This window comes from Mesorhizobium sp. M7A.F.Ca.US.006.04.2.1 (assembly GCF_004022915.1).
Classification (GTDB): domain Bacteria; phylum Pseudomonadota; class Alphaproteobacteria; order Rhizobiales; family Rhizobiaceae; genus Mesorhizobium; species Mesorhizobium ciceri.
Map to the genome: position 1 here is coordinate 1 of NZ_RZQA01000866.1, position 2,643 is coordinate 2,643.

The 2,643-nt window shown below is 63.6% G+C and carries 1 protein-coding gene; it reads right to left on the minus strand.

Annotated elements, in window-relative coordinates; all coding sequences use genetic code 11:
• Positions 1–2,643: excinuclease ABC subunit UvrB (gene uvrB / locus EN925_RS31350; protein ID WP_281040673.1), on the minus strand; the 2,643-nt coding region annotated here is incomplete at both ends.

Below are 2,643 nucleotides of genomic sequence, written 5' to 3' on the forward strand. Positions count from 1 at the left end.
GTCCCCGGGAATGCCGAAATCGGAACCATGTGCCTCGGATGCCGACTGTTTCTTGAACAGCGAGCGCGACACCGCGCCGGCCGGCGTCGGCATGTCGGTACCTGGACCCATGTCGTCGATCGAGGGTTTCGAAAACAGCGGCTTTTTCACCGGCACAGTGCCATCGGCGCCCATCTCGTCGAGATCAGGCTTGCGGAAGAGGTTGGGCCGGGCAGCCTTGGCTGCCTCTTCGGCGGCACGCGCTGCGTCGAGCTTGCGAAAACGCTCCTGTTCCTCTGCTGTACGATGTTTGGCCACGCCCTTGTTGTGCTTGCCCTTTTCGCGGCCGGAGGCCGGGCTTTCCATGTCGGCGTATTTGGCCAGCGGGTCTTCGGAGATGGACAGTTCCATCTCACGCAGGCGCTTGATCTCGTCGCGGATGCGGGCCGCCTTCTCGAAGTCGAGATTGGCCGCGGCATCGCGCATCTGCTTTTCCATCGCGTCGAGATGGGCCTTGAGGTTGTTGCCCATCATGGCGCCGGCACCGTCGGTGAACTGCGAGATATCGGCGCGGACGTGGTCCTTCTCGTAGACCGAATCGAGAATGTCGGAGATGCGCGACTTGACCGATTCCGGTGTGATGCCGTTGGCCGCGTTCCACTCCATCTGCTTTTCGCGGCGACGGTTGGTTTCGGCCATCGCCCGTTCCATCGAGCCGGTCACCTGGTCGGCATAGAGGATGACCTTGCCGTCGACGTTTCTGGCGGCGCGCCCGATGGTCTGGATCAGCGAGGTTTCCGATCGCAGGAAACCTTCCTTGTCGGCGTCGAGAATGGCGACGAAGCCGCATTCGGGAATGTCGAGGCCTTCGCGCAGAAGATTGATCCCGACCAGCACGTCGAAGGCGCCGAGGCGCAGATCGCGCAGGATCTCGATGCGCTCCAGCGTATCGATGTCGGAGTGCATGTAGCGGACGCGGATGCCCTGCTCATGCAGATACTCGGTCAAATCCTCGGCCATGCGCTTGGTCAGCACGGTGACCAAGGTGCGGTAGCCGGCCTTGGTGGTATCGCGAATCTCGCCGACGACATCGTCGACCTGGCTCTTGGCCGGGCGGACCTCGACCGGCGGATCGATCAGGCCGGTCGGACGGATGACCTGCTCGGCGAAGACGCCGCCGGCCTGTTCCATCTCCCAGGCGCCAGGGGTCGCCGAGACCGCGACCGAAAGCGGACGCATGGCATCCCACTCCTCGAAGCGCAGCGGCCGGTTGTCCATGCAGGACGGCAGACGGAAGCCGTATTCGGCCAGCGTCGCCTTGCGGCGAAAGTCGCCGCGATACATGCCGCCGATCTGCGGCACGGTGACATGGCTTTCGTCGATGAAGACCAGTGCGTTGTCAGGGATGTACTCAAACAGCGTCGGCGGCGGATCGCCCGGCTGGCGGCCGGTGAGATAGCGCGAATAGTTCTCGATGCCGGCGCACGAGCCGGTGGCTTCCAGCATTTCGAGGTCGAAGCGGCAGCGCTGTTCCAGCCGCTGTGCCTCAAGCAGGCGGCCGGCCCGCTCCAGTTCGACCAGCCGGTGCTTGAGCTCTTCCTTGATCGACTTGATCGCCTGGTTCAGCGTCGGGCGCGGCGTCACATAGTGCGAATTGGCGTAGATCTTGACGCTTTTCAGCTCGCCGGTCTTCTGGCCGGTCAGCGGGTCGAATTCGGTGATCTGCTCGATCTCGTCGCCGAACATCGAGATGCGCCAGGCGCGGTCTTCCAGGTGGGCCGGGAAGATTTCGATGGTGTCGCCGCGCACGCGGAACGAGCCGCGGACAAAGTTGATGTCCTGCCGCTTGTACTGCTGGGCGACGAGATCGGCGAGCAGCGCGCGCTGGTCGAGCCGGTCGCCGATCTGCATCTGGAAGGTCATCGCCGTATAGGTTTCGACCGAGCCGATACCGTAGATGCAGGACACCGAGGCGACGATGATGACGTCGTCGCGCTCAAGCAGCGAACGCGTCGCCGAGTGGCGCATGCGGTCGATCTGCTCGTTGATCGAGGATTCCTTCTCGATGAAAGTGTCGGTGCGCGGGACGTAGGCTTCCGGCTGGTAATAATCGTAGTAAGAGACGAAATACTCAACGGCGTTTTCCGGGAAGAATTTCTTGAACTCGGAATAGAGCTGCGCGGCAAGCGTCTTGTTCGGCGCCAAGATCAAGGCAGGGCGCTGCGTCTCCTCGATCACCTTGGCCATGGTGAAGGTTTTTCCTGAGCCGGTGACGCCGAGCAGCACCTGGGTGCGGTCGTGGTTATCGACGCCTTCGACCAGATCCTTGATCGCGGTCGGCTGGTCGCCGGCCGGCTCGAACTCCGACACCATCTTGATGGCGATGCCGCCTTCGGATTTTTCGGGGCGGGCAGGGCGGTGCGGCGTCCACAGCACGCCGTCCTTGTGCAGCGGATTGCCGGATTCGATCAGCGCCGACAGTGCCGCCACCGTCGCGGTGACGCTGCCCGAGGCCATGGTCTCGGCGTCCTCCAGCGAGATGTCGAGGCCGGCGACCGGATTGAGGCCGGCTGCCGTGCGCTCCCTGGCTGACGCCGCGCCACCCATCGAGGTGCCGCGCGAACTGCGCCCCGGCGAGCTTGAGCGCTCGGGTATCTTCTTCGA